Source organism: Planomicrobium stackebrandtii (genome assembly GCF_030814955.1).
Taxonomy (GTDB): domain Bacteria; phylum Bacillota; class Bacilli; order Bacillales_A; family Planococcaceae; genus Planococcus; species Planococcus stackebrandtii.
In genome coordinates this window covers 229,286-252,820 of sequence record NZ_JAUSWB010000007.1, presented here as the reverse complement: position 1 = coordinate 252,820, position 23,535 = coordinate 229,286, and the positions used below count along the sequence as shown (strand labels likewise).

At 45.3% G+C, this 23,535-nt stretch carries 26 protein-coding genes; 7 read left to right on the top strand and 19 right to left on the bottom strand.

What is annotated here, in order from left to right:
* Positions 1–45 precede the first annotated feature (45 nt).
* The 5 genes from QOZ98_RS14660 to QOZ98_RS14640 all read right to left on the bottom strand — a co-directional run bounded on the left by QOZ98_RS14660 (position 46) and on the right by QOZ98_RS14640 (position 7,345).
* Positions 46–609 carry a DNA-3-methyladenine glycosylase I gene (locus QOZ98_RS14660; RefSeq protein ID WP_308788124.1) on the bottom strand — a complete coding sequence of 188 codons (564 nt, stop codon included), beginning with the start codon at positions 607–609 and terminating at the stop codon, positions 46–48.
* 170 nt (positions 610–779) lie between these two features.
* Complete coding sequence (ilvA, locus tag QOZ98_RS14655; protein ID WP_308788123.1) at positions 780–2,069, bottom strand: threonine ammonia-lyase IlvA; 1,290 nt, start codon at positions 2,067–2,069, stop codon at positions 780–782.
* Positions 2,070–2,418: 349 nt separating this feature from the next.
* Positions 2,419–4,845, bottom strand: a complete 2,427-nt coding sequence (gene parC / locus QOZ98_RS14650; RefSeq protein ID WP_308788122.1) for a DNA topoisomerase IV subunit A — start codon at positions 4,843–4,845, stop codon at positions 2,419–2,421.
* Entirely contained in the window at positions 4,842–6,812 is a 1,971-nt protein-coding gene (gene parE, locus QOZ98_RS14645) for a DNA topoisomerase IV subunit B (RefSeq protein ID WP_142827943.1), read from the bottom strand. The genes parC and parE overlap by 4 nt, the downstream gene beginning before the upstream one ends.
* Positions 6,813–6,931: 119 nt before the next feature.
* On the bottom strand, positions 6,932–7,345 hold the full coding sequence (locus tag QOZ98_RS14640) for a CoA-binding protein (protein ID WP_185960052.1): 414 nt from the start codon (positions 7,343–7,345) through the stop codon (positions 6,932–6,934).
* Positions 7,346–7,475: 130 nt separating this feature from the next.
* Between QOZ98_RS14640 and plsY the strand changes: the two genes are divergently transcribed.
* Positions 7,476–8,066 carry a glycerol-3-phosphate 1-O-acyltransferase PlsY gene (gene plsY, locus QOZ98_RS14635; RefSeq protein WP_142827939.1) on the top strand — a complete coding sequence of 197 codons (591 nt, stop codon included), beginning with the start codon at positions 7,476–7,478 and terminating at the stop codon, positions 8,064–8,066.
* Between the two features lie 22 nt (positions 8,067–8,088).
* Positions 8,089–8,379 carry a HesB/YadR/YfhF family protein gene (locus QOZ98_RS14630; RefSeq protein ID WP_142827937.1) on the top strand — a complete coding sequence of 97 codons (291 nt, stop codon included), beginning with the start codon at positions 8,089–8,091 and terminating at the stop codon, positions 8,377–8,379.
* A gap of 14 nt (positions 8,380–8,393) precedes the next feature.
* Here QOZ98_RS14630 and QOZ98_RS14625 read toward each other — a convergent pair whose 3' ends face one another.
* The 4 genes from QOZ98_RS14625 to QOZ98_RS14610 form a co-directional block, all read right to left on the bottom strand.
* A complete protein-coding gene (locus tag QOZ98_RS14625) occupies positions 8,394–8,702 on the bottom strand; it encodes a hypothetical protein (protein WP_308788121.1) in 309 nt (102 codons plus the stop codon).
* Positions 8,686–9,126, bottom strand: a complete 441-nt coding sequence (locus QOZ98_RS14620) for an acyl-CoA thioesterase (RefSeq protein ID WP_308788120.1) — start codon at positions 9,124–9,126, stop codon at positions 8,686–8,688. Before QOZ98_RS14620 ends, QOZ98_RS14625 begins: the two co-directional genes overlap by 17 nt.
* Positions 9,127–9,223: 97 nt before the next feature.
* Entirely contained in the window at positions 9,224–11,938 is a 2,715-nt protein-coding gene (acnA, locus tag QOZ98_RS14615) for an aconitate hydratase AcnA (protein WP_308788119.1), read from the bottom strand.
* Between the two features lie 141 nt (positions 11,939–12,079).
* The gene (locus tag QOZ98_RS14610) at positions 12,080–12,571 is read right to left on the bottom strand and encodes a DinB family protein (protein WP_308788118.1); all 492 of its coding nucleotides are present in this window, start codon (positions 12,569–12,571) and stop codon (positions 12,080–12,082) included.
* Positions 12,572–12,794: 223 nt separating this feature from the next.
* Between QOZ98_RS14610 and QOZ98_RS14605 the strand changes: the two genes are divergently transcribed.
* The 3 genes from QOZ98_RS14605 to QOZ98_RS14595 all read left to right on the top strand — a co-directional run bounded on the left by QOZ98_RS14605 (position 12,795) and on the right by QOZ98_RS14595 (position 14,821).
* Complete coding sequence (locus tag QOZ98_RS14605; RefSeq protein ID WP_142827928.1) at positions 12,795–13,655, top strand: site-specific integrase; 861 nt, start codon at positions 12,795–12,797, stop codon at positions 13,653–13,655.
* 273 nt (positions 13,656–13,928) lie between these two features.
* Positions 13,929–14,471, top strand: coding sequence for a cysteine hydrolase family protein (locus QOZ98_RS14600; protein ID WP_308788117.1), 543 nt, complete (start codon positions 13,929–13,931; stop codon positions 14,469–14,471).
* A gap of 89 nt (positions 14,472–14,560) precedes the next feature.
* Positions 14,561–14,821, top strand: a complete 261-nt coding sequence (locus QOZ98_RS14595; protein ID WP_142827924.1) for a GlsB/YeaQ/YmgE family stress response membrane protein — start codon at positions 14,561–14,563, stop codon at positions 14,819–14,821.
* A gap of 42 nt (positions 14,822–14,863) precedes the next feature.
* On the opposite strand, the gene QOZ98_RS14590 is transcribed toward QOZ98_RS14595, so the two are convergent.
* Positions 14,864–15,502, bottom strand: a complete 639-nt coding sequence (locus QOZ98_RS14590) for a lytic transglycosylase domain-containing protein (RefSeq protein ID WP_308788116.1) — start codon at positions 15,500–15,502, stop codon at positions 14,864–14,866.
* 156 nt (positions 15,503–15,658) lie between these two features.
* On the opposite strand from QOZ98_RS14590, the gene mscL reads away from it, so the two are divergent.
* Positions 15,659–16,048: a large conductance mechanosensitive channel protein MscL gene (gene mscL, locus QOZ98_RS14585; protein ID WP_308788115.1), complete on the top strand. Its 390-nt coding sequence runs from the start codon at positions 15,659–15,661 to the stop codon at positions 16,046–16,048.
* Between the two features lie 8 nt (positions 16,049–16,056).
* Here mscL and QOZ98_RS14580 read toward each other — a convergent pair whose 3' ends face one another.
* The 4 genes from QOZ98_RS14580 to QOZ98_RS14565 form a co-directional block, all read right to left on the bottom strand.
* Positions 16,057–16,620, bottom strand: a complete 564-nt coding sequence (locus QOZ98_RS14580) for an SCO family protein (RefSeq protein ID WP_308788114.1) — start codon at positions 16,618–16,620, stop codon at positions 16,057–16,059.
* 94 nt (positions 16,621–16,714) lie between these two features.
* Entirely contained in the window at positions 16,715–16,843 is a 129-nt protein-coding gene (locus QOZ98_RS14575) for a YvrJ family protein (protein ID WP_142827916.1), read from the bottom strand.
* Positions 16,844–16,929: 86 nt separating this feature from the next.
* The gene (locus QOZ98_RS14570) at positions 16,930–17,145 is read right to left on the bottom strand and encodes a DUF2922 domain-containing protein (protein WP_308788113.1); all 216 of its coding nucleotides are present in this window, start codon (positions 17,143–17,145) and stop codon (positions 16,930–16,932) included.
* Between the two features lie 23 nt (positions 17,146–17,168).
* Entirely contained in the window at positions 17,169–17,387 is a 219-nt protein-coding gene (locus QOZ98_RS14565) for a DUF1659 domain-containing protein (RefSeq protein ID WP_006831432.1), read from the bottom strand.
* Between the two features lie 119 nt (positions 17,388–17,506).
* On the opposite strand from QOZ98_RS14565, the gene QOZ98_RS14560 reads away from it, so the two are divergent.
* Positions 17,507–17,941: a DUF2621 domain-containing protein gene (locus tag QOZ98_RS14560; protein ID WP_142827912.1), complete on the top strand. Its 435-nt coding sequence runs from the start codon at positions 17,507–17,509 to the stop codon at positions 17,939–17,941.
* A gap of 14 nt (positions 17,942–17,955) precedes the next feature.
* Here the strand turns inward: QOZ98_RS14560 and QOZ98_RS14555 are convergent, their stop codons facing one another.
* From QOZ98_RS14555 to QOZ98_RS14535, 5 genes are all read right to left on the bottom strand, one after another.
* Positions 17,956–18,456 carry a CcdC family protein gene (locus tag QOZ98_RS14555; RefSeq protein ID WP_308788112.1) on the bottom strand — a complete coding sequence of 167 codons (501 nt, stop codon included), beginning with the start codon at positions 18,454–18,456 and terminating at the stop codon, positions 17,956–17,958.
* Positions 18,449–18,772: a thioredoxin family protein gene (locus QOZ98_RS14550; protein WP_308788111.1), complete on the bottom strand. Its 324-nt coding sequence runs from the start codon at positions 18,770–18,772 to the stop codon at positions 18,449–18,451. Before QOZ98_RS14550 ends, QOZ98_RS14555 begins: the two co-directional genes overlap by 8 nt.
* A gap of 24 nt (positions 18,773–18,796) precedes the next feature.
* On the bottom strand, positions 18,797–19,507 hold the full coding sequence (locus tag QOZ98_RS14545) for a cytochrome c biogenesis CcdA family protein (protein ID WP_142827907.1): 711 nt from the start codon (positions 19,505–19,507) through the stop codon (positions 18,797–18,799).
* A gap of 289 nt (positions 19,508–19,796) precedes the next feature.
* Positions 19,797–21,581 (bottom strand): ABC transporter ATP-binding protein, encoded by a 1,785-nt coding sequence (locus QOZ98_RS14540; RefSeq protein ID WP_308788110.1) that lies wholly within the window; start codon positions 21,579–21,581, stop codon positions 19,797–19,799.
* Positions 21,581–23,335 carry an ABC transporter transmembrane domain-containing protein gene (locus QOZ98_RS14535; protein ID WP_308788109.1) on the bottom strand — a complete coding sequence of 585 codons (1,755 nt, stop codon included), beginning with the start codon at positions 23,333–23,335 and terminating at the stop codon, positions 21,581–21,583. The genes QOZ98_RS14540 and QOZ98_RS14535 overlap by 1 nt, the downstream gene beginning before the upstream one ends.
* Positions 23,336–23,535 lie beyond the last annotated feature (200 nt).

The window sequence follows — 23,535 nt, the reverse complement described above, 5'->3', positions numbered from 1 at the left end:
ATAAACGGGCTTCTCTGTTTCTTATTTTTTGAGCACTGGAATTCCTCAATCTTTTGGCGTTCGGTAAGCACAGCTTTCGATATGGTCATTGACCATCCCGATAGCCTGCATGAACGAGTACGTAGTGACAGGGCCCACAAATTTAAAACCACGCTTTTTCAAATCTTTGCTCAGTTGGACTGATAACGAAGACTGGGCCGGAATTTCTGCGTCGGTCTTCCAATTGTTGAGGATCGGCTTGCCGTCTGTATAACTCCATAGAAACGCTGCAAAACTGTCCCACTCTTTTAAAATATTCAGAACAGCTTGAGCATTGGTACGGACTGATTGAATTTTAACCTCATGCTTGATGACCGAGTAATTTTCTTTAACCGCTGCCAAATCCTCATCTGTCAGTTCTGCGCATTGCAAGATATCAAAGTGATTGAAAGCCTCCAAGTAAGCTTCGCGTTTGGATAGTACAATATTCCACGACAACCCAGCCTGTGCGCCTTCCAGCGTCAGCAATTCAAAAATATAGCGATCATCCCAGCTGGGGCGGCACCATTCCTCGTCATGATAGTTTTGCATAAGCAAGTTGCTTTCTGCCCATGAACATCGTTTTTCCATTTGCTCCACCTCGTTCCTCTAGATGATTCCACTATACCATTAGATATGCCCGTACAGATGATGATTCCCAGTTGGCTGTCATGCAAAAGGGCGTTCCCCGTTGTGCTGAAGCACACGAAGAACGCCCTTTTTATCTCGGCCAGGCAAAACTGGCCAAACCTGTAGATTTGTTAAATCAATAAATTAAACAATAGTGAATCGTTGTTGATGTCTTTGTATGGAAATCCGTTTTCTGCCATGCGCTTGACGAGCGGTTCATAGTCTTCCCGGCATTTCAATTCAATGCCGACCAGAACCGGTCCTTCTTCGCGGTTTGTCCGTTTCGTGTATTCAAAATGTGTGATGTCATCGGTTTCGCCCAGTACCTGTTCCATAAATTTGCGGAGTGCACCTGCACGCTGTGGGAACGTAACGATGAAATAATGCTTGAGCCCTTCGTAGATCAGGGATTTTTCCTTGATTTCCTGCATCCGCTCGATGTCGTTGTTGCCGCCGCTAATGATGCATACCACGTTTTTGCCTTTGATATCATCCTTGTAGAAATCTAGTGCAGCGACGGACAACGCGCCAGCCGGTTCCGCGACAATGGCATTTTCGTTATACAGCTGCAAGATTGTTGTACAGACCTTGCCTTCCGGTACCAGTGCAATGTCATCCAATACATCCGAACAAATCGCCATCGACAAGTCCCCGACTTGCTTGACTGCAGCGCCGTCAACAAATGTATCGATTGAATCGAGACGCGTCACTTGGCCATTGGCGAGTGAGGTTTTCATGCCAGCAGCACCAGCTGGTTCGACGCCGATCAGTTTTGTCGATGGGCTGATGCCTTTCAAGTAAGAGCCGACGCCTGATGCCAATCCGCCTCCACCAATTGCACAAAATAGGAAATCGACCGGTTCTTGCATATCATTCAAAATCTCTACTGCGACCGTTCCTTGCCCCGCTATGATGCGGCTGTCATTGAACGGATGAACAAAAACTTTTTCTTCTGCCGTGCAATATTCCATTGCCGAAGCGAAAGAGTCGTCAAAGGTATCTCCTGTCAAAACCACAGACACTTTGTCTCCGCCAAAGCGTTTGACTTGCGACACTTTTTGGCGCGGCGTTGTAAGCGGCATAAAGATTTTCCCTTCAATGCCAAGGGCGAAGCATGAGTAGGCGACGCCTTGTGCGTGGTTGCCGGCACTGGCGCAGACAACTCCTCTGGCGCGTTCAGAAGCATTCAGGCTGCGGACAAAATTATATGCGCCTCGCAATTTAAAAGAACGGACGACCTGCTGATCTTCCCGCTTCAAGTAAACATTGCAGCCGTATCGTGCGGACAGCAGCTCGTTTTTTTGCAATGGCGTCTTGATGACGACATCCTTGAGCGCCTGGTTGGCAACCATAATTTCTTCCACCGATACTTTTGAAAATGCTACTTCCCTGTCAAGCTCTGTGATGTTGGTTTTAGCCATAGATGTCACCCTCTTATTTTTATTTATCTCACTACTCTAACACATCAACGCGCTGAATTGGCGACAAAATTGCGACAACTCCACGAAAAGTTTTCGACGTACTTGATTTTAAGAATCCCCATGGCCTAAGACATGCCTGCCAACTTGGCCGTATAGACACTGATCTTAGATAAATGCTTTTTAAAAGCCGGAAAAGTTATTCTGGATGAATCATTCATATGAATAAACAATGAACGGAACTATTGATAATACATATGAATAAATTTAGACGAAATTATTCACAAGTGATATTTTGGATTCAACAAAAATAAGACCCTAACTCTTGAATAAGAGTTAGGGTCTTATGCATTCATTCTTTTTTGTCAAACCGGTAGGCTGCGGTCACTTTTCCGTCAGTTGCTTCATCTGCAATGAAGGAACCGTTTGAATAACGATCCACATTTTTCAATGAATTGGCCACCAAAGGCATGCGAAGCCCTTTGTCGGTTTCTAAAATAATTTCTTCTTTACCGGTTGCGCCAATCACTGCAACAACGCGGTGAGGATTCGATTTCAACTCCCGGAGCATGACCACGCCGCGCTTGGCACGGCTGCCGCTTTCAAATTCCTGGAGTTTCATTTTTTTCGCTGCCCCGCGGTGCGTAATCAGGACAAGTTCCTGTTTAATTTCCGGATGGATCATGACAGCGGAAACTGCCTCATCGCCGTCTTTCAAGTTAACGCCTTTGACGCCTCCAGTGCGAAGACCGGTAAGCGGCACTTCATCCATTGGAAAACGGACACCGTAGGCTTGTTTTGTTCCAATGAACAATTCGGTTTCATTCGTCACCAATGCTGCATAGATCATTGCATCGTCAGATTTCAGGTTCATGGTCTTAATGGCGCGTGAATAGCGCTGAATCTGATAATCTTTTAACGCCGAACGTTTAACCTGGCCCAGTTTCGAAACGGTCAGAATGCTGGCATCTGCATCAAAGCTTTCGAACGGGAAGACTGCAAGAACAGATTCATTGGCATCCAATTGCACGATGCTCGATAAATGCTGGCCAAGATCTTTCCATTTGATATCAGGCAGCTCGTTAATCGGCTGGAAAACGAAATTTCCGGCGGTAGTGAAAATCAGAATGGTATGCTGCGTGTTCAAATTGCCTTCGAACAACAGGTAATCCGATTCTTTCATCGCAAAGTCCTTGCCGTTTGAAGCAGCGTGCGAACGTGTACTGGTCCGCTTGACATAGCCTTCTTTTGTCACCGTCACCACGACTTCTTCACTCGGAATCATGATTTCGCGTGTGATGGTGATTTCTTCGATCTTGTCTTCTATAACCGAACGGCGCGGTTCCGCGAACTGCTTGCGGATGCTGGCCAGTTCTTTTTTGATGACATTTTTCAACTTGGTCGGGCTGGTCAGGATGCCCGTCAGTTCAGCGATCAGTTTTTTCAAATCACTTTCTTCTTTTTGCAAGTCAGTAATATCTGTATTGGTCAATCGGTAAAGTTGCAGCGACACAATCGCTTCCGACTGAGCTTCTGAAAAATCAAAAGACGAAATCAGGTTATTCTTCGCATCGCGTTTGTCTTTTGAAGAACGGATGGTTTTGATCACTTTGTCCAGAATCGACAGGGCTTTCATCAAACCTTCCACAATGTGCATACGGTCGCTCGCTTTTTGAAGATCAAATTCCGAACGCTTGGTGATGACTTCTTTTTGGTGCTCGATATAAGCATCCAGCATCGTTTGCAACGTCATCATCGTTGGACGGCGCTTGTAAATAGCGACCATATTGAAATTGTAGCTGACTTGCAGATCGGTGTTTTTATAAAGATAGCTTAAAATGCCGAGAGCCTGTACGTCTTTTTTCAGTTCGATGACGATGCGCAATCCGCTTCGATCGGATTCATCCCGCACTTCAGAGATGCCTTCAAGCTTGCGGTCAAAGCGGTGGTCATCGATTTTCTTGATCATGTTGGCTTTATTGACCTCAAAAGGAATTTCTGTGATGACGATTTGCTCTTTCCCGCCTTTTAGCGGTTCCACTTGGGCTTTTGAACGGACGATGATCTTGCCTTTGCCGGTTTCGTAAGCTTTCTGGATGCCGTCTATCCCCTGGATAATGCCGCCTGTTGGGAAATCTGGCCCTTTTATGACCGTCATCAGCTCGGCAACTGTCGCCTGTGGATTGTCCATGCGCATCAGTACTGCATCAAGCACTTCATGAAGTGCATGCGGAGGAATGTCAGTCGCATAACCGGCAGAAATACCAGTCGATCCGTTGACCAAAAGGTTTGGGAAACGGGCCGGCAAAACGGTCGGTTCCATGTCGGAATCATCAAAGTTTGGAATAAAATCCACAGTGCGTTTGTCGATGTCACGAAGCAGTTCAGAAGAAATAGCAGACAATCGGGCCTCGGTATAACGCATTGCAGCCGGTGAATCGCCGTCCATCGAACCGTTATTGCCGTGCATTTCAACGAGCATGTGACGAATTTTCCAATCCTGGCTCAAGCGAACCATCGCTTCATAAACCGAGCTATCACCGTGCGGATGATAGTTACCGATCACATTACCGACAGTTTTGGCAGATTTACGGAACGCTTTGTCGTTGGTATTGCCTTCGTGGTACATCGCATATAAAATCCTGCGCTGAACAGGCTTTAACCCGTCGCGGGCATCCGGCAGCGCCCGGTCTTGGATAATGTATTTGCTGTAACGGCCAAACCGATCGCCGATCACTTCTTCGAGCGGCAAATCCTGGTATCTTTCGGTTTGTGTCATACGAGTTCCTCCTCAGCGTGAATCAAATCATTTTCAAGAATATTGCTGTCGTCTTCCATTCCGAAATCGACATTATTTTCAATCCAGCGGCGTCTCGGTTCCACTTTATCGCCCATCAATGTGGTGATGCCGCGTTCTGCACGCGCACTGTCTTCAATGGTCACGCGAATCAACGTACGGGTTTCCGGGTTCATGGTCGTTTCCCATAACTGGTCTGCGTTCATCTCACCCAACCCTTTATAGCGCTGGAGCATATAGCCTTTGCCGACTTTTTTGATGGATGCATCCAAATCTGCTTCGGTCCACGCATAGTCGATCACTTCTTTTTTGCCGATGCCTTTGGATACTTTGTATAGCGGCGGCAATGCGATAAACACTTTGCCGGCTTCGATCAATGGCTTCATGTAACGGAAAAAGAATGTCAGCAGCAGCACCTGGATGTGAGCGCCATCGGTATCGGCATCGGTCATGATGATGATTTTGTTGTAGGCAATATCGTCAATTGAAAAATCGGACGACACGCCTCCGCCAATGGCATGGATAATGGTCGAAATCTCTTCGTTTTTCATAATTTCTTCAAGCTTCGCTTTTTCGGTATTGACGACTTTCCCGCGCAGCGGCAGGATTGCCTGGAAAGTCCGGTCGCGTCCTTGTTTTGCCGAACCGCCGGCCGAGTCTCCCTCAACCAAATACAGTTCGTTTTTAGAGGCGTTGCGTGATTGGGCAGGCGTCAATTTACCGGACAGCAAGGCATCCGATTTTTTGCGTTTTTTGCCGTTTCGCGCATCTTCCCGTGCTTTTCTGGCCGCCAATCGCGCTTGCGATGCCCGGATTGCTTTGCGCACAAGGGACGCGCTGAGATCTGCGTTTTCTTCCAGGAAGTACATCAACTTCTGGGAAACGACCGAGTCCACGATGCTTCGCGCTTCGCTTGTTCCCAGTTTGCTTTTGGTCTGCCCTTCAAATTGCAGCAGCGCTTCCGGGATGCGGACAGACACGATCGCCGCCAAACCTTCGCGGATGTCGGAGCCTTCCAGGTTTTTGTCTTTGTCTTTCAGCAAGTTGATTTTTCGCGCATAGTCGTTGAATACCCGCGTCATAGCAGCTTTAGCGCCAGTTTCATGCGTTCCGCCGTCCCGTGTCCGGACGTTATTGACAAATGACAGAATCGTCTCGGAATAGCCATCATTAAACTGGAACGAAAATTCGATCTCCATTTCGTCCTGCTGGCCTTCGATATAAGCTACGGGATGCAGCACGTCTTTTTCTTCATTGAGGTAAGCAACAAAGGCTTCAATTCCCGTTTCGTAATGAAAAACATCCTTGGCTTCTGTACGTTGGTCAAACAACTCAATTTTCAGTCCTTTTAACAGGAAAGCTGATTCGCGCAGACGCTCTGAAAGAGTTTCGTAATTGTATTTGGATACGGAAAAAATGGTTTCGTCCGGCAAAAAGTGAAGCAATGTGCCAGTTTCTTTTGTTGAGCCGATTTCTTCCAATGTTGTGACCGGCTTGCCGCCGTTTTCAAAGCGCTGGCGGTATTTCTTGCCATCGCGGTAAATAGTCACTTCCAGGAATTTGGACAGCGCATTGACAACAGACGCACCGACTCCGTGAAGGCCGCCGCTCGTCTTGTAGCCGCCCTGGCCAAATTTTCCGCCGGCGTGCAAAACCGTCAAAATGACTTCCGGTGTGGGTTTGCCGCTGCGATGCATTCCTGTTGGCATGCCGCGTCCGTAATCCCGGACACTGATGCTGTTGTCCTCATGGATGGTAACGGTGATTTTATCCCCGTGTCCTGCAAGCGCTTCATCGACCGAGTTGTCGACAATTTCATAGACTAAATGGTGAAGTCCGCGTGTATCCGTCGAGCCGATATACATTCCTGGCCGCTTTCTGACAGCATCTAAGCCCTCGAGTACCTGGATCGCTTCTTCGTTGTATGCTGTGTTTTGAATTTTAGCCATCTAATTCCCTCCAACGAACATTCGTTCGCATATTGATCTCTCTTTATCGTATTCTATTTCCTTGCCTTCTGTCAAACTTCATAGAAAAAGAGCGCTGGGCGCCCTTTAGCAGTAATGCCTTATTTCAGGATGGCGTGTTCCACTTTGATGCAACGGTCCATTATGACTGTATACCCTGCATCAGCCAACCGATTAAATACGTTCTCATCAACTACATTTAATTGTGTCCAAAATACCGGACAATCGATTTTCACGAACTCATCAGCGATATCCTCTAAAAACTCACTTCGCCGGAAAACGTTCACAATGTCCACTTTTTCTGGTATGTCACTCAAAGAAGCATAACTTTTTTCACCCAGCACGGCATCCGTCTGTGGATTGACCGGGATGATGCGGTAGCCGGCCCGTTGCATAGCTTCGGATACCATATAGGAAGTACGGCTCGGGTTTGGGCTAAGGCCAACTACAGCTATGGTTTTCGCGTGATCGAGTACGTTTTTAATCTTTTCGCGGCTTGGATTGTTCAAGAAGATCACCTGTCCTTTTTATTCTATCATACACGATTCTGTCCTGCCTGTTGAATAATCTGGCGCCTATTGTCCAAAGAACTTCAGACATGGTAAACTGAAACTACAAAATAAGGTTGTTTTAAAGGAGTCCATAATGACTATACTGCTTCCCATTCTACTCGCTTACCTGCTTGGCTCGATTCCGTCTGCCTTATGGGTCGGGAAACTATTTTACAACACGGATATCCGTACAAAAGGAAGCGGAAACCTCGGCGCTACCAATACATTCCGGACGCTCGGCAAAAAAGCTGGCATTGCGGTTACTTTGTTAGATATTTTGAAAGGAACAGCTGCAACGCTGATTCCCTTTTACATTGCGACCGATATCCACCCGCTGGTGTTTGGCGTGATCGCGGTTATCGGACATATTTATCCGGTATTCGCCAAATTTAAAGGCGGAAAAGCCGTCGCGACTTCGGGCGGCATCCTGCTGGGCTATCAATGGCCCCTGTTTGTAATGGCTGTTGTGGTGCTCTTGATTGCATTGAAGATCACTAAAATGGTATCGTTGTCATCAATCATCTTGTCCGTTGTGGCAATCATTTACACCACTATTTACGCAATTTTCACCGGAGACTACCTGTTCATGATTGTCATTTATATTTTGGCGTTGTTCATCATTTTCCGCCATCGTGCCAACATTGCACGGATCCGAGCAGGTACAGAGCCTAAAATCAACTGGTAATGCCAGTGGAAGGACGTGTGATATGCAGATCAACATCAGTGACGACGCACTCAATTGGTTTAAGAAAGAAATGGAAGTGGCACCAGGTGAAGCTGTTCGCTTTTTTGTCCGCTACGGCGGTTCCAGCAAGCTGCAGCCTGGATTTTCACTTGGTGTGACCAAGGATCAGCCCCACGAAATGGCTGTCCAGTTGGAACAGGACCAAGTCACCTACTTTATTGAACAAAGCGATGTCTGGTATTTTGATGGGCATAATCTTCAGGTTAGCGTCAACGATGACTTACATGAACTTGATTATTCATACGAAAAATAAAAAGCATGAGCTATTCATGCTTTTTTATTTTGCAATTTATTCAGTTGCTCCAATTGCCCTTCACGCTGGAGAATTGACTGTTGGCGATCGCCAAACAAATCATAATGCGGATAATTGCCCCGCAAATCCATCCATTCGCGCTGCAATCCGTACTGCCTGCCCCAAGATTCAAGCTTGTCCAAGTCGCAGCAGCCCACTTTTGTGACAGTGCTGCAGCCCGGGAAGCGGTCATCCACCCAGTAATGGGTTAAAAACGAAATCTGTCCTTCAGCGACCTCTTGTTTCCAGCGCTCCAGTTCATTTCGCTTAATTCCGAACGCCATCAGGGACCTGCTTTTTGATTTCTTCGTATTTTTCATGCCATTCTGGATAGATTTTCTTGATGGAGACCGGACGGAACGTATCTTTTTTCACAACAACATGTTCAGAAATCGCGGTTGCAGCAATGGTGCCGTCTTCATGGACGATTTCGTAGCCATATTTGGTCCGAAGACGCCCATGCTCTTCCACCCATGTCCGGACAAAAGCTTTTTGCCCGTACCGGAGAACTGCTTTATATTGAATGGCAATATCGGTTACAGGAGACAAATAACCATCCTTTTCCATGCCGGCATAGGTAAATCCCAAGTCTTCAATCAGTTTTGTGCGCCCGATTTCCAGCCAAATGATGTAATTGGCATGATAAACGACACCCATCTGATCGGTTTCCGCGTAACGGATTTCAATTTCTTTTTCGCTTATGTACATGTCCATTTCACCTCTTTACCAGTATACAAGAAATTTCTTTTTTATATAACAGAAAAGGCTGCCGGGAAATTTCCCGGCAGCCTTTTTCTTATCGTTCTTATACTTCTAGCAACTTGTTGCGGAGCACCATTTGCAGGATGCCTCCGTGGCGGAAATAATCCACTTCCACTTCGGAATCGAAACGTGCCAATACTTTGAACTCAGTTACTTTGCCGTCTTCAGCAGTAGCTGTAACAGTCAGGACGTCGCGTGGTTTCACGTCATCAGACAAGTTAACGCTGATGGTTTCGTGTCCAGTCAATCCAAGTGAATCTGCGCTTTCGCCGTTAACAAACTGCAATGGCAGAACGCCCATCATTACAAGGTTTGAACGGTGAATACGTTCGTAGCTTTCAGCGATGACTGTTTTGATGCCAAGAAGGAATGTCCCTTTAGCTGCCCAGTCACGTGAAGAGCCCATGCCGTAATCTTTACCAGTCAAGACCACAAGTCCTGTGCCCTGTTCCTGATACTTCATGGCTGCGTCGTAAATTGCCATTGTTTCGCCTGTTGGCCAGAAAGTTGTATAGCCGCCAGTTGTTCCTGGAGCTACCTGGTTACGGATACGAATGTTGGCGAATGTTCCGCGCATCATGACTTCGTGGTTACCGCGGCGAGATCCGTAAGAGTTAAAGTTACGCGGCTCGACGCCGTTTGCACGAAGGTATAGGCCTGCTGGCGTATCTTTGCCGATCGCACCAGCTGGTGAAATGTGGTCGGTCGTGATAGAATCTGCGAATTTCGCAACTACACGAAGGCCAGATAATGGTTGGATCGGAGCCGGTTCTTTTGAGAGACCTTCAAAGAACGGCGGGTTTTGAATATAAGTTGATGACGCATCAAACTCATACAATGAATCGTCGTTTGTTTCAATTGCATTCCAAGCTTCGTTCTCATTGAATACATGCTCGTACTCTTTACGGAACAATTCTGGAGTAACAGTGTCTTTAACCACTTTTTTGATTTCTTCAGTTGATGGCCAGATATCTTTGAAGAATACATCTTTGCCTTCTTTGTCTGTGCCAATCGGTTCAACTGCAAAGTCGATATCCACTGTTCCAGCAAGTGCATAAGCAACAACCAGCATTGGAGAAGCCAAGTAGTTTGCTTTTACAAGCGGATGGATGCGTCCTTCGAAGTTACGGTTACCAGACAATACAGATGAAACCAGCAAATCGTTGTCCAAAATCGCTTCTTCAATTTCAGGAAGCAATGGACCTGAGTTACCGATACATGTAGTACAGCCGTAGCCGACCAAGTTAAAGCCGATTTGGTTCATGTAGTCCAGCAAGCCTGAATCGTTCAAGTAGCCTGTAACAACTTTTGAACCTGGAGCCAATGAAGTTTTCACGTAAGCAGGTGGAGTCAATCCTTTTTCAACTGCTTTTTTCGCTACTAGTCCAGCACCAAGCATTACGTATGGGTTAGAAGTGTTGGTACAAGATGTAATGGCTGCAATCGCAAGTGCGCCAGTCTTCATTTCAGCAGTTTTGCCGTTTTTGAAGTTGACTGTTGCTGTTTTCGCAATTTCAGCTGCATCAAGTGCAAAGCCGTGCGGTCCTTCTTCGCCTGTTACAGCTTTGTTGAACTCAGGCTTCATTTGAGACAAAGGAATCAAATCCTGTGGACGTTTAGGTCCTGCAAGGTTTGGCTCAATCTCAGAAAGATCGATTTCCACAAGGTCCGTGTAGATCGGATCTTCGTTTTCAACTTTGAAGAACATGTCGTTCTCCTGCAAATACTTTTTCGTTACAGCGATTTGATCTGCATCACGTGCAGTCAAACGCATATAGTCAAGCGCTTCTTCGTCAACTGGGAAGAATCCGCAAGTTGCGCCGTATTCTGGAGCCATGTTGGCAATTGTTGCACGGTCAGCAAGCGGCAATGTTGTAACACCAGGTCCAAAGAACTCAACAAATTTGCCTACTACGCCTTTTTTACGCAAAGTTTGAGTGACTTTCAACGCCAAATCTGTCGCAGTAGCGCCGTTTGGAAGTTCGCCAGTCATTTTAACGCCGATAACTTCCGGAATTGGGAAGTAAGAAGGCTGTCCAAGCATGCCGGCTTCAGCTTCAATACCGCCAACGCCCCATCCAAGAACGCCGATTCCGTTGATCATTGTCGTATGGGAATCTGTTCCTACCAATGTATCAGGGAAAGTTTCGAATGTGCCATCAGCATTTTCAACTGCATGGACAACGTTTGCCAAATACTCAAGGTTAACTTGGTGAACAATGCCAGTTGCTGGTGGAACCGCACGGTAGTTGTCATAAGCTTTTTGAGCCCAGCTAAGGAACTGGTAACGCTCCGCATTGCGGTCAAACTCAAGCTCCATGTTGATGCGAAGTGCATCTTCCGTGCCGTAGTTATCAACTTGTACCGAGTGATCAATAACAAGATCCACTGGAATTTCAGGATTGATTTTGTTCGGGTCTCCACCCATTTCAGCCATTGCTGAACGAAGTGCAGCCAAATCAACGACTACTGGTACGCCGGTGAAATCCTGAAGGATAACACGTGAAGGCTTGAATGGAACTTCTGCTTCTTTGTTGGCATCTTTGCCCCATTTTGCTAATTCTTCAACGTGCTCATCTTTGATGACATATCCATCATGCTGACGCAATACAGATTCCAATAGAACTTTTACTGAATAAGGAAGGCGTGAAACTTTAGCGATCCCTGCTTCTTCTAATGCAGCTAAACGATAGTAGTTATACGTTTTGCCATTTAGCTCAAAAGAAGTGCGGCTGTTGTGCAAACTGCTCTTTGCCATGTGTGTGTTCCTCCTTTGAATCTTCTGAAAAGGCTCGTGACAGCGCTTTTCTCCTCTTCCATCATACCGAAAGCAGGAGCATAAGTAAATTACATTAAAATTATATAATGTGATAAGTTTTTCGAATGACTATAATAGAAATCAATCGAGTTTGCTTAAGGTTTTTTCCAATTGCTTGAAATGCCTTTTTTCATGAAGGCCGACAAATGGGAACCATTGGATCAACGGAACTTTTCCAAATACCGGATGGGCCATCGATTTTTGCTCCAGCTGTTCAGGCGTTGCCTTGCCATATGCTTCGTACAGCAGATTGTGTGAAGCATTCAAGCGTTCTTTCATTTCTTCGAGTGTGACAAATTCATCTGTCGGAATAACGTGCTTTGGCGCATCCACTTTGAATGACCGGCTGACAGTCAGCGCAATCGGCTTTTTCAGCGCTTTTTCGCTCGTTTCTTTCGTTAGCTCATGGGAAACACCTTTCGCAATCGTTTTCTCCATTAATTGCAGATGGTCCAAAATCTGAATAGCCGACCATTCTTCTTCAGACGGCTTTTGGTTTAATTTTTCATCAGTCATCCCCTCCACTGCTTGAAGAATCTGGTTTCTGATTTTTGCATTGTCTTCTTTAAACATAATGGGTTCCACCTTCATTTCATCTGTTTGCCTATCCTTATTAACATACCCTAATCTGCATGAATTATATACATTGGAGTGGATCTGTTTTTCTTCAGTGGTTCCACAGCAGTATACGTCCAAAGTGACTGGCTTAACCCGCTCTCCATAAGGGAAAACACGTTCTATTTTCTTGAATGAATGGTATAATTGTAGGAAATCCCTTAAGAAGAGGTGACGTATAATGCCTTATGGTTATGAGAAATTTCGGCTCGACAATGGCATTAGCCCTAACACCGTTGTCCATGAAGTCCAATTGATCCGCTCGCTCTTCGCTTTTCTTAGGCATACGTATAAAAAACCGGTGGAGCCGCATGATATCCGGCCTTCCGACATCCAACAGTTTCTGATGGACCAGCACGCATCCGGCATTAAAGACAGCACCCTCAACCGAAAACTGATTTACATCAGAAGATGGTTTGACTATATGTGGCAGATTGGGCGCATTCCAAACGATTTCATGCCCAAGTTTAAATTCAGCGAAAAACTGGACTTGACGCCATCCGATATTTACTTGGATTATGAAGACTTGCTGGCAAAGAAAGACGCTGTGCTTGAAGCCGACCAATTATCCTTGAATGCTAAAATTCTCTACATTCTATACCTGCGCGGACTTCGCTTGCGTGATATGGCGACCATTGACATAGACAATTTTGATGACCGCGGAGGGAAATTGAAGTTGGCCGTTGAAAAGAAGGATGGCTACCAGTGCATCCTCGAATTTACGGATAAGGAGATTCCTGTCATGCTGGATGGCATTGAGCGTGCAGTATTCCGAGGCACACCTTATTTGCTGTCGTCTAAAGTGAAAAATGAGTATACCATGTTCCAGATGGGCTCCCTGTCCGACTATACAGAGGCGCTTTCCTCTTTTGTCGGCATGCCGATGCGTTCGGGTGATATTCGTTTTGCCTATGTATATTATCTTTATTCGGTTGAACATAAAAACCTGGAGGAGATCCAGGAAATATTGGGCGTATCGCTCGATTCCGCATCGCGGATCCTCAAGGATTCCCTGGTCCGCCTAAAACGGGGCACACATTAAAACAGCCCATCCCATGAAGTTGGGATAGGCTGTTTTTTGTTTCCGGTCATAGTAAGAAACCGAAATCCAAAGCAAAATTTAAAATGAGCAAAGTATGAATAGCAACAAAAATCATCGCCTGCCGGTCAAGCTTCTCAACGTTTTCGTATTGCATCAGGACCACCCCTTCTCTGTTAATAGTCTGATTATACTGAAAACTAAAGACTCTGGCAAGCTTTGTTTCTTTTGAATTCATTTAGTTTATAATTAAGGAAAAGGATTGGAGTGGAAGGGATGAAAAAAGCATTGCTGGTAGTCGATTACACGGTGGATTTTGTAGCAGATGACGGGGCTTTGACCTGCGGGAAACCTGGACAAGCCATTGAAGAAGAGATTTGCAGACTGACTGAGGAATTTTTAACTGAGAGAGCGCTGGTTGTCATGCCGGTGGATTTGCACGACAAGACCAATGCATTTCACCCGGAAGCAAAACTTTTTCCACCTCATAACATAAAAGGAACTGCTGGGCGAGAGCTATACGGCCGTTTGGCAGATGTTTATAAAGCAAATGCAGACCGCATCATCTGGATGGACAAAACAAGATACAGCGCATTTGCAGGAACCAACCTGGAATTGCTGCTGCAAGAGCGCCATATAGAAGAAATCCATCTTGTTGGGGTCTGTACAGACATTTGCGTTCTGCATACGGCAGTAGATGCCTACAACAAAGGATATAAAATTTTTGTCCACGAAAATGGAGTCGCCAGCTTTGATCAGGCTGGCCATGAATGGGCTTTGCGCCACTTCTCTACAACCTTGGGCGCACAGGTTTTATAATCTTTTTTTCTTTTTATGTTTCAAACGTCCTGAATCCGGTTATACCTAGAGTGTAGCAATTATACATTACTCTAAAGGAGCTGGAAAAAATGGGATTTATTTTATTCCTTATTATGGGCGGTATCATCGGTTGGATCGCTGGAATGATCTTAGGTAAAGACGTACCGGGCGGCATTATCGGTAACATCATCGCAGGTATCATTGGTGCTTGGTTAGGTGGATTAATTCTTGGAGATCTAGGTCCAGTTATTTGGGACGTAGCAATCATCCCAGCATTAATTGGTGCTTTGATCTTTGTATTCGTACTTAGCCTGATCATGGGTTCTATGCGCAAAAACCGTAGAGCTTAATAAAAAGAAGAGTGGACAATTGTCCACTCTTTTTTTTTGCGTTTAATTGTATTCTTCTTCGTACATATTATAGTAGTGAAGCACATCTGCGACGTATTCCTCGCTATGGTTGTATTGGAAAATCGCGTTTTCCAAATCGCCTTCCGCTGCCCCATTCTGCGACAAATAATTTGCTGCACTGTAGAGAGAATCCGTTAAATTATAGGGATCCGCAATGCCATCCCCGTTGCCATCAACTCCATATCCTCCGTAATAAGCAATTACATCTAGGTTTGTTTTGTCTTCTTCACTGATTTCGCCTTGTCCTTTTCCTGAACAGGTAGGATGGCTCCAACCGACAAATGTGCAAGGCATAAACTGAAGATGCCCTTCTGCCCCGACCGGAGACAGCAAAGGATCCATTGTTGAAAACCTGGTCTCAATCCGATGGTGTGCGGCAAGCAAAGTCCATGGAATGCTGTAGACCTCCGCCGCTTCTTTATACAACGGTATGTTTTCTTCTGGAACTTCCATTTCAATTATATGGTTTGGCGCTTCCTTTAAAGTATTCATCATTGATGCCGAATTGACGAGCATATACAAAAGGGCACCGAGAGTTGCAACGACTATTGCTGCAGGCACCAAAAGAATGAGGCAGCCTAATTGACGCTTGTATTTTTTGGGTATTTTCTTTTTTTTCATTTTCCACACCTAATCCTTTATTTGTTTCAGTGTAGCATATCTTCCCTTCGATTGCCGTTTCTCCGCGGATCCGCTGCTTTGTAAAATTTGGCAGATATCTATATTATTCAAAATGTTTCTGATAAAATTAAGTTTTAAAAGCGGGAGGTGAAATTTATGTGGGAAGATTTTAAGAAGTTTGCCTTAAAAGGCAACGTCATCGACCTTGCCGTGGCAGTCGTCATTGGGGCAGCTTTCGGCAAAGTGGTAACCTCCTTAGTGCAAGACATCATTATGCCCCTGGTTGGAATATTAGTCGGCGGAGTCAGTGTCGAGAATTGGAGCTATACTTTCAATGATGTGGTTTTGAATTATGGACTATTTATCCAATCAATCATCGACTTTTTCATCATTGCCTTCTCGATTTTCATGGTTATCCGCATTTTCACCAAACTAAAACGCAAAAAAGAGGTGCCGGCTGCAGAAGAACCGGAAGTCTTGGACAAAACTCAGGAAATCCTGCTGGAAATCAGAGATCTTTTGGGCAAAGAAAAAACCGGTCTATGACCGGTTTTTTACTTTTCTTCAATTAATTCACGCAAGTCGTCCTTAATGTCTTCCACTGGCACATTTTCAAAGCCGTCGTAATTATTAACGACAACACCGTCCTGGTCAACCAGATAGAAAGAGGTACCGTGAATAACCTGATCGCTTTCAGGATCGTCGCGCACAAAAGAGTTGAAATTATCTTTCGCAAACTCCGATATTTCCGATTGTTCATACCCCGTTAGCAAATGCCATTTTGATTCATCCGGAACCGAATACTGTGCCAAATATTCCTGCATGGTTTCCGGTGTATCGACACCTGGATCCACACTGAACGCTACAATTTTGTAATTGTCCAAACCTTCAGCTTCCAGCTCTTCCTGAATTTCGCTTAAGGTAAATGTCATCGGCGGACAAACCGTTTCACAGTTGGTAAAAACAAAAGTCGCCAGCCAAGGCGTCCCTTTCAAATCTTCTAAAGATACCGGTTCTCCCCGGTGATCGGTATAAGAAAAATCCTCAATTGCAGAACTGCCGCATGCCCCTAAAAATAGGACAAGACTCAGCAAAACTGACAAATAAATAAATCGCATGAGATTGCCTCCACTCTTTCATCCTTCTAATCATAGCGAAAGTGTAGAAACTGCACAATACATGTTAAACCGCCATTGTCACGAATTTGTGAAGTCAGGACAGCTTTAACGTGAGCAATGCGTCATGAATGGCGACCAACTTGGTTTCCACACGATGCATCAAATAAAAAGAAACAAAGATAGGAAATCCTAGTTCTTGAATCCATTGCATCCACTCTGCCATAGTTTTTGCCTCCTGTTCTATAAAAGTATAAGTGCCTCTAAATTTTGCTGCTAAAAAAGCTCTCCCGAATCAGGAGAGCTTCTTGCTTATACTTCGTACTCCACAATATTTCGTTCGACAATGCGAGCGCCTTTCACCGCACCAAACGGCGAACCTTCCACTTCGAAAACATCGTGCGCGATAATGGCCTGCATTCCTGCCAGCAATTCCGCATCTGTGACAGTGTCACGCGGTTCATCCACAGTCAAGGTGACATCTTTTCCTGCGGTGGTCGTAAAAATCAATTCCAGTGTTTTAGCCATTCTTTATTTCCCCCTTATTCTTTTTATTGATAGATCGTCATTGCGGATTGTTTTTCAACATCCATTAATGTTTTTGTACCAAAATTCGTCAATACAGCTGCTGTTTCAAAGATTCCGTCTGCAGCTGCTGCTTCTTTGACATTGTGGTACGATTTAAACTTTCTTTTCACTTTGCCGTTGGCATCCAAGCCATTGTCGTACGTGCAGCGTATGCTGGCGTTCTTAAAATCACTAAAGGCCATGTTTCTCACCTCCTTTCATTCGCTATATAGACACAGATGGAAAAAAGAGATACATTTTTAATGAATTCTTTTTCAAACCCTTCTATAATAGAAGTAATGGAAAAATGAGGTGAAACAATATGGAACTGAGTGGCTGGTTTTTATGGTTTATCCTATTCTGGGTAGTTGTGCTGGTGGGGCTTTTCGCGATTGGCGGATATTTCATGTTCAGAAAGTTCCTAAAGTCTATGCCGAAAGAAGATGGCCTTTCAGATTTGAACTGGGAAGAATATTACGTTGATAAAACCATCCATTTATGGGGCGATGAAGAAAAGGCAATGTTGAATGAATTGGTGCAGCCCGTTCCTGATTTATTCCGGCCGGTGGCAAAACAAAAAATCGCCGGCAGAATCGGACAGGTCATGCTTGAAGAAAAGGTCAAAAAGATGAAGCTGGAACACATCATCCGTGGCTATATTCTGGCAACTCCAAAACGCGATCACAAATTCCTGAGAAAAAAATTGGCAGAGATGGAGATTGATGTCCGTCCGTACGAACAGTATTTTGAACAGTAAAAAGCGCCATTCCCTTAAGTGGGAATAGCGCTTTTATCTTTTGCAGCGATTTTTTTATATTGCCACAGCATGGAAAGCCGCCATGGCCAAAGCATTCCAAATGCCAAAATCCAAAACATGCCTGCCAATTCGCCGATATCAATACTCGAACTCAAGACCACTTTGCCGAGAACCCGCACCAGCAACAAGCCAAACAAGATAAAGACAAATGCTTTCGATTGCTTTAAATAAATATCGCCATCACGGACTTCAAATCTGGAAGTCCAGATCAAGACTGTTGAAAACAGAATGCCGACAGCCAGTGCTTCGAAAATCTGCAAAGGTGCAACACGGAAAAATGGGAAAATGAACATCAAGGCGCCAGTCGACATAAAAAACGGCGGCAAAATGATCTTCTTGACCGAGGCCGGTTTCTTGGCCGATTTGGTGCGGACAAACATCGCCAGCAACCCCATTGCAAAGGCACCGATGGTGGAAACGATCAAATAAACTTCAGTAGGGATTTGGTCAAACATTTAAATTCCCCTCCTGTTCATCCAATCTGCGGCGCAATTCATCAATCGGTACAAATCGGGCAAAACGATGAATTTCTTTGCCTTGCCGAAACAGCAGGACAACCGGAGCTGTGAAAAGCATTAACTGACCCGCTAATTCCGGTATTTGTGCTGCATTCGCTAAGTAAAATGGCAGCTTATAGTCCTTTTCAAAAGCTTCGACCTGGGGACGCAACCCTTCACAGACTGAGCAATTATCCGTTTTCACAAAAAGCAGAAAAGACTGCTCTTGACCAATTTTTGATTGGTATTCTTCCATCTTTAGAATGGTTTCCATCTTTGTCACCTGCTTCAAGTCAATTTAAAATCCTTGGAAATCTCCAAAGAATGGGCTCAGGATACGAATCAAATACGTTAGGCCATCAAAAAACAACAGGATGCCGACTCCAATCATAACATAGCCGCCTACCTTCATGATTTTTTGATTATGTTTGCGCAGCCAGCCCATGCGTGCCACAAAGAATGACAAGACAAAAAACGGAATAGCAAAACCGAGTACGTATGCCAGCATATACCAAATGCCCGACCCTGGATTGGCCGCTGCCAATGCATAAATTGCTGCTGTGATCGGACCCGTGCATGGCGTCCATCCTGCTGCAAAAGCCAAGCCGATAACAAATGTCCCCAAAAATCCGGAAGGACGGTTTTTAAACGAAAATTTGCGGTCCTGCATAAGAAACTTCGGAGTAAAAACACCGACAATCATTAGGCCGAACAAGACGATAAAGATGGCGCCTACTTGGCGGATCAGTTCATCATAGCGGATAAACCATTCGTAGAAGAATGACGTACTGAAACCGAGTGCAATGAAAATAGTTGAAAATCCTAATAGGAAAAACAAGGTGTGGAACATGCCCCGCCGTTGCATAACTTTTTTGTCGTTTTTAATTTCATCCATCGTCATGCCTGTTATATAAGATAAAAATGCGGGATACAAAGGCAGTGTACAAGGCGAAATAAAACTTAAAAAGCCAGCTCCAAAGGCCAAAAATAAATTAATATCTGATGCCACTGGTAATTCTCCTTCCTGTGCTCTCCTCATCTTACCAAATTCCCACCGAAAACACTGCCATTGCGCATGTGAAATCTTTGTGGACAATTGGCTCACCAATGAAGAGCACAATCAGTGATTCTAGTTTTTTGTTTAATGTGTTTTTTTTGTTGCTTACGTTTTTGGTTTTTTTATTAAAACCTTTTGTAGTTTGTTACATAGTAAGTGATAACTAGCATTTGATGACTCTGTTGCACTGCGAAACATGAATTAGTGCAAAAAAAAGAACAACCTAAGCTGCTCTTCCGTTTTACTCGACTATACCGTTTTGCAGCAAATACATTTTATGGTATAAGCCGCGCTGCTGAAGCAATTGCTGATGTGTCCCCCGTTCTACAATTTCTCCTTGATGCAGAACCAAAATCAGTTCAGCTTCTTGAATAGTGCTGAGCCGATGCGCGATTGCGATTGTTGTCCGCCCTAGCCGCATGCGTTCAAGGCTTGTTTGTATCGCTACTTCTGTTTCGGTATCGATATTAGCCGTTGCTTCATCAAGCACCAGAATCTTCGGATCAGTCGCCATTGTGCGTGCAAAAGCCACCAGTTGACGTTGTCCGCTTGAAAAAGTGGATCCCCGCTCGGTCACTTTATGGCTATAGCCATTCGGCAATGCTTCTATAAAATGGTTTGCCTGTACAAATTCGGCTGCTGTTCGGACAGCTTCTTCGGTAATAGTTTGATCAAAAAGTCGAATATTGCTTTCGATTGTGCCATAAAACAGGAACGGATCCTGCAGCACGAGCCCCATCTTTCTCCGTAGTTCAGCTGCTTCATAGTCTTTAACTGAAACACCGTCAATCAAAATTTCTCCTTTGTTGAATTCATAGAAACGCATCAACAAATTGATAATGGAACTTTTGCCGCTTCCCGTATGGCCAACCAATGCGACCGTCTGCCCTGGCCAAGCTGTAAAAGAAATATTTTTCAGGACGTCTGCCTGGCCATCGTAAGAAAAGCTGACATTGCAGAATTCAATTTTACCTTCTGTGATTTCTGCCGCATGATCCAATTGACGGGGTGTTTTTTCCTCTTCATCCAACAGCTGAAAAACGCGGGATGCAGCCACAATCGCTTGCTGAAAGATCGACAAACGCTGCATCACTTGATTGATCGGTTCGAAAAAGCGGTCGATATACGTGACAAATGCATAGATGACTCCGACTTCCACCGTATTCGAAAATGACGTGACACCGAAATAGCTCAGCAGCATGATCAAGGCCAGTGCATATACAAGATCGATAGCCGGACGCAGCAGCAGGCCATCGATTTTGATATTGCGTTTGCCCGCCTGCCAGTGCTTATCGTTGATCCTATTAAACTCGTCCTTGAGGCGCGTTTCCTGGCCAAAAGCCTGGATCATGCCCATGCCTTGTACCGATTCGGATAGCTTGGCATTTAATTGCCCCAGACGCTCCCGCAGATCCTGGTAAAACACCGAGCTGTATTTCCGGTACAAATAAATGATCCAGCCAAGAATCGGCAGCAGCATTAATGTGATGAGCGCCAAGCGGACGTTGAGGAAAAACATAGCGATGTAGACCCCGACAATCAAGAACGCACTTTGAATAAAGCCGATAAGAACGGTGACAAACATTTCCTTGATGGCTTCGGTATCATTGGTAACACGCGACACAATGCCTCCGGCAGGAGTTTGGTCAAAATAGCGCATACCGAGCCCCTGCACTTTCGTGAAAACATCGATCCGCAGCTGCTGGATGATTTTCAATGCCGCTTCCTGAAACTTCAGCAGCTGAAAATAGCTGATGATGACATTGGATGTTTGGATAAACAGGTAAGCAATTGCCAATCCAGCGATTGGACCGGTTGGAAAACTTCCGGGCGTCAAATAGTCATCGATAAAAATTTTGATGAGCAAGGGTCCGAGTACATCGCCCAGCACAGTCAAGATCAGCAGGCCCATCGCCAGTGCCAGCATCCTTTTATGCGGTGCCAAATATTTCAGCAAACGCTTGAAGACGATCCACTGGTCTCTTCCAGTCAATTCCTTTTGTTTTACTGTTTCTTTGGCCAGCACTATGCCTCACCTCCCTGTTCGACGAGCGCTTCTAATTGCTGAAGCTCGTACATTTCATAATAGCGCCCTTTTTTCCTCATCAACTCTTCATGTGAACCGATTTCGGCAACCGTGCCCCCGTCCATTACCAGGATTTGATGGGCATGCTGAATAGCGCTCAACCGGTGAGAGGTAATGATGGTGGTTTTTCCCGTGCGGGTTTTTTTCAATGCTTTTAAAATGGCCTCTTCTGTTTTGGCATCTACAGCAGATAAGGAATCATCTAAAATCAGCAATTCAGGCTTTGTCATGAGTGCCCGTGCAATGGAAATACGCTGTTTTTGCCCGCCTGACAACGATACACCGCGTTCCCCGACCATCGTTGCATAGCCGTCTGTAAAGTTCAGGATGTCTTCATGGATATGGGCAAGTGCAGCCGCTTCCTGAACACTCTGCAAGCTGGCATCCGGACGTGCAAAAGCAATATTTCCGGCTATGCTGGTAGAAAACAAGAAATGGTCTTGGGGAACATAGCCGATTGCCTGCCTCAACCGCTGCTTTTTAAAGCTGTCGATTGAGTTGCCGCCAAACAAGATCGAACCTTCGTAATTATCAAATTCACGCAGCAGCAAACGGAGGATGGCGGATTTCCCGGAACCTGTTTTGCCAGCTATCCCAAGCGTTTCGCCGCGCTTCACTGTAAAATGGACATTTCTCAACGCCGTTCGTTGATCTCCGGTAAATTGGAAACGATCGAGCGATACGGTCAAATCGCCTGTCGGATCCTCGTCAATGGCATCTTTACGGTCATCGATATCGATCGGTTCTGCCAGCAGCAAGCGGATGCGGTCATACGAAGCGCGTCCGCGTTCCACGATATTGAACAACCAGCCGAACGCCAGCATCGGCCAAACCAACAGGCCAAGATAGGCAGTAAAAGCAACCAAATCACCGATAGTCATATCCCCATTCACAACGAAATAAGACCCGAAGCTGATGGTCAGAAAATAGCAGACGCCGATGATTGCAGAAATCGTTGGATCAAAAAGGGAGTCGACGCGCGCTACCCGGATGTTTTCAGCCACCACCCGTTCTGACATTTTGGTGAAATCCTCGATATCCTGCTGCTCCTGGCCAAAAGTCTTGATGACTTTCATTCCGGAAATGCTTTCCTGCGTTTTGTCGTTCAATCCTGAAAATGCTTCCTGTGCCCCGTGAAAGCGCTGGTGCATCAGTTTGCCGTAATAATTGGTCATGTAAGCCATCAGCGGCATCGGCAAAAGCACAATCAAAGTCAACTTCCAATCGATGGTGATCGCCATCGCCGCGATGACAAAGCCTCCTGTCGCTATCGAATCCACAAGCGTCAGGACACCCGCCCCGGCTGTTTGCTGAACCGCCTGCAAATCATTGGTGGCATGGGCCATCAAATCACCAACACGCCGCTTCTGGTAAAAAGCGGGAGACATTTGTGTGAAGTGCTGAAACAGCCGCTCCCGCAGATTTCGCGCCAAAAGGATGGACGATCCAAAAATCAGCAGCCGCCATGCATACCTGAGCACATACATTGCCAAAGCTGCCGCTGCCAAAATTCCAAGCCACTGGAGCAGATATTCCGGCGTCAAGGTGTCCTGGCTGATGCGGTCGACCACAAATCCAATAATCCGTGGAGGCAACACACCGAGAAATGCAACTATCAGCAGCAGGAATATACCTAATATGTATTGCTCTTTCCGTTCCTTAAAAAACCAGCCCAACTCCCAAAATACACGCATTGCCTTTGCTCCTTGCTGTTTAAAGTTTTTATTGTTTTGTCTTTGCACTCTGTGGCGATGCGGAGCAGCTTTACTTTTTCTAGCCGTAATGGACGGTTAAGCATAACAAGCACCTAGACACAGCACAGTAAAAAAAACTATGAAAAATGAAAAGCCTACCGAACAAAGTTTCTCTTTATTTTAGCAAAACCTGCCAACTA